9 protein-coding genes are annotated in these 6,709 nt (G+C 43.5%); 8 read left to right on the top strand and 1 reads right to left on the bottom strand.

Annotated features, from left to right (window positions below):
- The coding region (locus FYJ51_RS13170) for a hypothetical protein (RefSeq protein ID WP_154505991.1) at nt 1-312 on the bottom strand (312 nt) is incomplete at its 3' end.
- Between the two features lie 687 nt (nt 313-999).
- Between FYJ51_RS13170 and FYJ51_RS13770 the strand changes: the two genes are divergently transcribed.
- The 8 genes from FYJ51_RS13770 to FYJ51_RS13130 all read left to right on the top strand — a co-directional run bounded on the left by FYJ51_RS13770 (nt 1,000) and on the right by FYJ51_RS13130 (nt 6,412).
- The gene (locus FYJ51_RS13770; RefSeq protein WP_235897293.1) at nt 1,000-1,485 is read left to right on the top strand and encodes a transposase; all 486 of its coding nucleotides are present in this window, start codon (nt 1,000-1,002) and stop codon (nt 1,483-1,485) included.
- A 249-nt stretch (nt 1,486-1,734) separates the two neighbouring features.
- Nucleotides 1,735-2,130, top strand: coding sequence for a hypothetical protein (locus FYJ51_RS13160; protein ID WP_154505990.1), 396 nt, complete (start codon nt 1,735-1,737; stop codon nt 2,128-2,130).
- Between the two features lie 42 nt (nt 2,131-2,172).
- Nucleotides 2,173-2,961, top strand: coding sequence for a hypothetical protein (locus FYJ51_RS13155; RefSeq protein WP_105304703.1), 789 nt, complete (start codon nt 2,173-2,175; stop codon nt 2,959-2,961).
- Nucleotides 2,952-3,587 (top strand): hypothetical protein, encoded by a 636-nt coding sequence (locus FYJ51_RS13150; protein ID WP_105304702.1) that lies wholly within the window; start codon nt 2,952-2,954, stop codon nt 3,585-3,587. The genes FYJ51_RS13155 and FYJ51_RS13150 overlap by 10 nt, the downstream gene beginning before the upstream one ends.
- Nucleotides 3,559-4,212, top strand: coding sequence for an ABC transporter ATP-binding protein (locus tag FYJ51_RS13145; RefSeq protein WP_105304701.1), 654 nt, complete (start codon nt 3,559-3,561; stop codon nt 4,210-4,212). Before FYJ51_RS13150 ends, FYJ51_RS13145 begins: the two co-directional genes overlap by 29 nt.
- Nucleotides 4,194-4,844, top strand: a complete 651-nt coding sequence (locus tag FYJ51_RS13140) for a hypothetical protein (RefSeq protein WP_105304700.1) — start codon at nt 4,194-4,196, stop codon at nt 4,842-4,844. Before FYJ51_RS13145 ends, FYJ51_RS13140 begins: the two co-directional genes overlap by 19 nt.
- A 167-nt stretch (nt 4,845-5,011) precedes the next feature.
- Entirely contained in the window at nt 5,012-5,689 is a 678-nt protein-coding gene (locus FYJ51_RS13135; protein WP_105304699.1) for a hypothetical protein, read from the top strand.
- Nucleotides 5,690-5,842: 153 nt separating this feature from the next.
- Nucleotides 5,843-6,412 (top strand): hypothetical protein, encoded by a 570-nt coding sequence (locus FYJ51_RS13130; protein ID WP_105304698.1) that lies wholly within the window; start codon nt 5,843-5,845, stop codon nt 6,410-6,412.
- Nucleotides 6,413-6,709: the final 297 nt, after the last annotated feature.

Raw genomic sequence — 6,709 nt, 5'->3', positions numbered from 1 at the left:
ATCCTTGTTTCTGATGACGTCTTCCAGATAGATATCCCTGAATTGTGCTATGGTGATTGACGGATACGTCTTCTTAAGTTCCTCAAGGTACCCGATCTCTTGGTCAGAGGCAGTGGTTGCCGGCTTTCTTCCGGTATTGCCGTGAGTAAGGATAGCAGACGTATCCTTTTCCTTTCTTTCGGTAGACAATCGTTCAATCTGCTTCCTGCTGTAACCGCATTGATCAGCTATCCACTGGCATGTAATCTTAGGGTTTGAATCCCTCTGCTGCAGTAATTCCAGAGCCTTGACTTTGTCTTTGATCTTCTTCATCTGGATCACCTCCAGATGAATGCATTAGTTCGGAAGAGACATGAAATCAATGGGACATTTTCATTTGATCACGTGTGGGACATTTTCATTTAACTATGACATAGTTACCAAATAGACAAAAATCATGCCAAATAAACAAGATGGGTAAACTGATAAGTGCAATTGTATATACTGAGTCACAGAGGATCCTCACCATTAAATGAAAGGAAACTATTCAGATGAAAAAATAATTACAGCACTTGCTCTCTTTGTTGCAGTCTCCACTTCAACAATTACCAGTTTTGCCAGATCTGCTCCCTGTCCTTCGTGCGGAAAAATGACGGCGAATTCGGTCACTACTGTAGAATACGCCTGGGAATGGGAGACCTGCACGCATGGGTATTATGGGCATCAAGATAATGTTTATTACAAATTGACATATAAAACTAATAAATGTTCGAATTGCGGGAATGTCTTATCTCGTTATTTGATCTCAAAGGTTGAACTAAAACGATACCATGACCAAATTGAAGATTAGTCCTTTGATAATGAAAATTTGGCTTGGACGTAAAAAGTATTAATCTCTGTTAACGGAACACCATGCAGTTATGATAATAGCTACGCTTGATAGGTAGATAGGGCACATTGGAGTAACCTGAACACACAGATTTAATGGACAGCAGTTTCGGAAAGCTGTCGGAAAGATCTTTGAGAATTCTGGAGAAGTCCTGGGGTCATGACTTTGCCGTGTATGTGTTCCCTGCCATTGACAGTAATGCCTTTAAAGTCCTTTATAGTGGAAATGGCGCTTCTCGTCCTGCTGTGCCTGCTAATTACATTATCGGTGCTCTGATCATCAAGGAATTGTTTGGCTTTACGGATGATGAAACCGTAGAAATGGTGTGCTTTGATGTTCGTGCTCAGTATGCGCTTCATAGTGTTGATCTTCCTGATTATCCTATTTCCGATCGTACGTTCAGCCGCAAATGCAATGCTGTCGACGAAATCATGTTTGTGATGGAAAGAAGATACCATGCAGATGACATTCCAGTATTCACAAAAGTTCATCGATCCAAAATCTTCTTCTACTTCAAGATAGAAACTTTCAATGTAGTCAAAATACTGAAGTTTTATCTCAGAATACGTGGAAAGAATAAATTAGAAGTGGCAACTGCGAAAAAACCACCAGGCTAACCGAAAGCTTGTTCATAGCGGGATGATATTTACGCTTATTAGACAATTTCTTAGGAAAGGCAGAAAGGACTTTTAGCTTTCAAGCCAAATAATACGCTATTGACTGATGTGTCATTGGAGAAATGCAAATTTCGAAAGGAGGTTATGATGAGAAGCCCTGGCATTCAATAAATCCCGGGATATTTCCGGGACGGTAATGATTCTCTCAATTTCTTTGACGTTTGATTTGGGATTAGGAAAGGGACGATTATGAAGAAAATAAGAAAAGTTCTCACCGCAATATTGCTTTTGCTTTCTATCTTCAGTGTACCGGTTCTTGCTAGAGATACAAATGTGAATCTGGTAAATTTCTATATTCCTGCACGTCAGCAGCTTGCAGAATATTATCTCGATGCATATTGCCATGGTCAGTATCTCTTTGTCACTCTGATGAAAACTGGGAATAAAATTGACAAGGTAAATTTCTGGGCGGTTGATAGCTCTGAAACACATCTGACTACTTGGGGAATGGCAACAGAGGGAGGAGGAAGAGCAACTGTAACCTTCACCGATGGCAGGACTGAGAGAACGGTCCACAAAGTGTATTTCAAGAGCGCAAATTATAACCTGGGTGGATATACCATTAACGGCACATTGACTTACTAGAAAGGCAGGGGCTGCTATGAAAGTGCCCCTTCAGATAATCAGATGAAGAATAGAAAAGCTGATTCGAGTAAATGGCTGGTGATCATGGCATTTGCGTTTGGGATAGAGTGCTATCGATTTCTGTCTCAGCGGAATATTCAGGATCTTTCCGTTCTGGATTTTTATGTGCTCAATGCGCTGAATAGTTCTCTGGTTGAGAACCTCCTCTGCTGGATGATTCCTCTGATTTCGGCATTTGCCTGCGGAAAGCAGTTCAATGCATATTATCCGCTCAGAAAAGCAATCTTCACGAGAACGGATCGGAAGAAGTTCGTGCTGCAGAAGGCGGCTGAGTCTGCTGCTCGTTCGTTTCTTCTGGTGCTGTTTTTCTATCTCTGCTGTTTTCTCTTTGATGTGATTATTGCAGAAATGGCGTGCCCGGAAATCCGGTTCGGAGTTTCTCTGAATCTGAACAGCGGAGTGATGTATCCAAGCCTGTATTTTGCCCGCCCGGTATTGTACCTTGACTATTTTGTGATCATGATCTCTGGTTATGCGGCCGCTTTCGGAATGGCTGGCTTTCTGATCAGCTGCTTTACCAGAAACAGGGCGGCAGTTGCGATCGGTCCGTTTGCGGTCATGATTGTTCTTTCTATTGTGCTGCTGGCAGTTCCCGGAGGACTCGGATCGTTATTTGACTTCACTTCAGTATCACTGCTTCAGAAAAGCTGGCTGGCTACTGTTCCAAAACCAGTTCAGTCTTTCTTCAACTTCATTGGTCCACTGGTCTATCTGGTGCTCTTCCGGTTTATGATCCGGTCTGCTGCAGAAAAGGAGAAGCCATGGCAATAGAGTGTTTCCGGCTTCTGCAGAGAATCCGGAGAGTTCAGATTCTCCTCGGAGTTTCTCTTCTCTGTGTGATTTCTGTATATCTGTATGCCGTTTATAGCTGGAACAGCAGGGATGTGTTTCTGACTGCCTGCGGGGAGTATGTGATTCCGCTGGTAATGGTTCCACTGTATTTCATTGCATGCATGGAGGCGAATCATATTCTGCATCTGCAGTCTGTGCAGGTCAGAAGAGATCGGTCTGGAAGAAAGAATGATCAGTTTCTGACGGAACTAATGATTCTGGCAGAATTCGGCGTGCTCTATCTGGTTCTGCCGATTGTGATTGCCAGCTTCAATGGAATGATGATTTCTGACTTTCTGACAGACAGCCTGTGCGTGATCCTGTTTGCAGGAGCGATCAGATATCTGCTGTTACGCTGGGTGAATTGCAGTACTGCTGCGTTTCTGGCCTTTCTTTTTCATATTGTGCTGAAAGTGATTAACGACTGGGTATTCCTTGCTGGAACGCCAGTGCTGAATACGCCTCTCGGATTAAGAATCCGATGGGGAGTGGGTATCTTCGGGTATCTGCTGTTTCTGATGAACAGGAAGTGGGACTATGACGAAAAGAGAACTGAAGCTGACTGAGGTCGGCAAGCGATTCGGCAATCAGGAAATTCTCCGGAATGTGAATCTCTCCATCAATGGAGGAACTGTAATGGGATTGAAGGGAAGAAACGGATCCGGAAAGTCTGTCCTTCTGAAATGCATGTGCGGACTGATGGAGCCTACAGAAGGAACCGTGAAGTATAACGGAAAGATCGTTTCTTCTGATACGATTTCTGATTTCCGATTCGGTGTATCGATTGAAAAGCCGGAACTGATTAATGATCTCAGCGGATTAGCGAATATCCGATTTCTGGCGTCTTTCCGGAAGGTGGTTTCTGATACACAGATCCGCTCCTGGTTTGATCGATTCGGTCTCGGTTCAGCGAAAAACAAGAAAGCCGGAGATTATTCGCTTGGAATGAAGCAGAAGCTGATGCTTATTCAGGCATTCATGGAAGACCCGGATGTGATTCTCCTGGATGAGGTTACGAATAGCCTGGATCTGCAGTCAAGAGAGATTCTGTTTGATGTGATCCGGGAAGAACGGGCAAAGGAAAAAGTGATTCTGCTGGTAGATCATGATCTGGATGAACTGAAGGAGATCAGTGATTCCATCATCACGATTGAGGAAGGAGAGATCATGCCATGGGATTTCAGAAAATAGCTGGCGGACTGATTGCATTCTCTCTGCTTTCTGCAGGAACTGGCTTCTTTCTTCGGGGAAGCTATCCGATCACGCCTTCAGAACAACTGGAACAGGTTTATCCGGTAACGGTAAGTCCGCTCGGAACTGTGTTTTCTTACGGAGATCATATCGAGGAATATGCAAGTTCGTTTCTGGAAGGAGAGATCATAATAGGAACTCCTGTATCCAGAATGTGTTCGGGAGGTTCCATCATCACTACTGTGCAGATCAATCAGGCGTTTTCAGGAAAGCTGGAAGCGGGAAAGCAGATTCAGGTCATTGAACCCTATTCACTGCTCGGAGAGATGGAATCCACTTATTGCGGATATCTTCCGATGATGATTGGCCAGGAGTATCTGCTGAATCTTTCCAAGCTTTCCGGGAATCTTTATTCTATCCGTGCAAACGAACTTGGGTGCTATCCTGCATCTGCCTTCAGCACGATAGAACTGAGTGAGGATATGACGCTTGGAACAGATCGCCAGTACGAGACAGTTCTGGTACTTTCGGAGAACTATGCTTCGGAAGTCATCCCTGCTTCAGAAACAGATGGATACCGGCAGGCAAGAAAAGATTCCATGCAGAGAGCAGAAGGCTATCTGGGAAACTGAAACTCAATAATTATCATTAGCTGTCTGCCAGGAAAGATCATGTGCTCAGAAGATAGGTCAAGGATGAACTTCTTTGGAACTTAAGAAAAGCTTAAGGAAAAATGTTCACTCAGTCATTGTTCCCAATCAGATTTTCTGCTAGGTTGGTGATGAAGGAAGGCATTGCCATGAGAAATCATTTCAGTATCATACTGGTTTTCAGTTCTTTATTGCTTACTGCATGTTCTTCAACAGCAGTGGTTTCCAGCAGCCCATCTCCATCTCTGAACGCTGCACCAGAAAGCACTGCAGTTCCTTCTGAACCTTCAGAAACACCTGTTCCTAAACCGACTTCTTATACCGATGCCGATACTGGAACCATCTATACTGCTGTCGATGAAAGTGCGATCTTACCGACTTATATTCAGCATACTGAACCGGAAACAGAAGTTACCAGGTTTCCTGATCAGATCCAGGCAGAATACCTTTCGTCGGAAGATGGGTATTCCTGGTTTGCCTTCCGAGATACAGAGTCTGATGATTCTGTATCAGTCGGAGTTCTGTCACCGCTCCCGGATCTTGAATTGCAGATAACCGGGGAAAAGGCAGAGGAAGGAGATCGGATCTACCTTGCGCTGAATTTCAATCAGGAAATTGCCAACCCGCTCCAGAAATCTGACAGCAGATATGGTTTGTACTGGTACAACTGGAACTTTGCTTCGATTGATGGGGTGGATTTTCAGAACTATGTGCTTTGCAATACCTCAGAGGCTCCAGGTAAAGGAGGAGAAGTCGCTGCGGAAAGCAATGGCTGGCAGCTGATTCGCAATGACAAGCTACTATTCCACCGTGATGGGATCTGCTGATGTTTCCGATGAAGAGAAACAGGAAGTTGAAGTTCTTCATCAGAATGAATTCATTATTCTGAAGTGAGGAATTCATCTCATCAGAGTATCAATCATGCATGAATGTTCCATACTGAAAACAAGCTTCGTAGAACAGAAAGGAAGGATACTGGAATGAAATTCTTCAGCAATGGTCTGAAAATGCTCACCTGCTTATCGATTCTCACTCTGGCCGGGTGCAGCGGCAATACTCATCCGAAAGGCTCTTATACCTCTTTCTCGAAGATGGAAGCTGGATATGTGGATGGAGATAAAGTAGTCAAAGCAGATATTCCAGGTTATTACTGTATCTCACCCGTATATGACAATCTTCTCTGCTATTCCCTGCTGGACAATACCACTTACTTCGCTCCGTTCAGCGTTATAGGAGAAGATGGATTAAAAACAATCTACCTTACTTCCACATGGAAAACCGGCACGATCATTAAAGGCTATCCGAAAGTAGCCTGGTCAACTTCTTCTTATCAAGAAGTTCCTGAAATTTCAGAAATATGGTTCTACTATGGCGATGGTGATCTGCACTCGCTTGCGGATTCCGGATCATTTACAGAGATTCAGAGCGAAGCAGTAAAACTATATGACGCTGACGATACCGATACTACTCAGCTTACCGGTATTATCAATCATCCCGGAAAGACCATTTCTTTCGATAAGGAGAATTATCCGATTCAGATTCAGAAATGATAAATCATATTTTCTGATCTAGTTATTAAAAAATGGATCTAAGACTCGCTGGTATTATGATCAAGAGTGCAGGGAATCTTGCATTGCATCGTGCTTGTATACTCATCGCATGCGATCGAAACAACGTGCTATATTTCAGATATCACATTTTCTGGAACTCAAGTTTTGAAGTGTCATAGTTAAATGAAAATGTCCCACACGTGATCAAATGAAAATGTCCCATTGATTTCATGTCTCTTCCGAACTAATGCATTCATCTGGAGGTGATCCGGATGAAGAAGATCAAAGACAAAGTCA

It is taken from the genome of Stecheria intestinalis, assembly GCF_009696165.1.
GTDB classification, from domain to species: domain Bacteria; phylum Bacillota_I; class Bacilli_A; order Erysipelotrichales; family Erysipelotrichaceae; genus Bulleidia; species Bulleidia intestinalis.
Note: the sequence above shows the minus strand (reverse complement) of the source record. Positions and strands in the feature narration are given on the sequence as shown.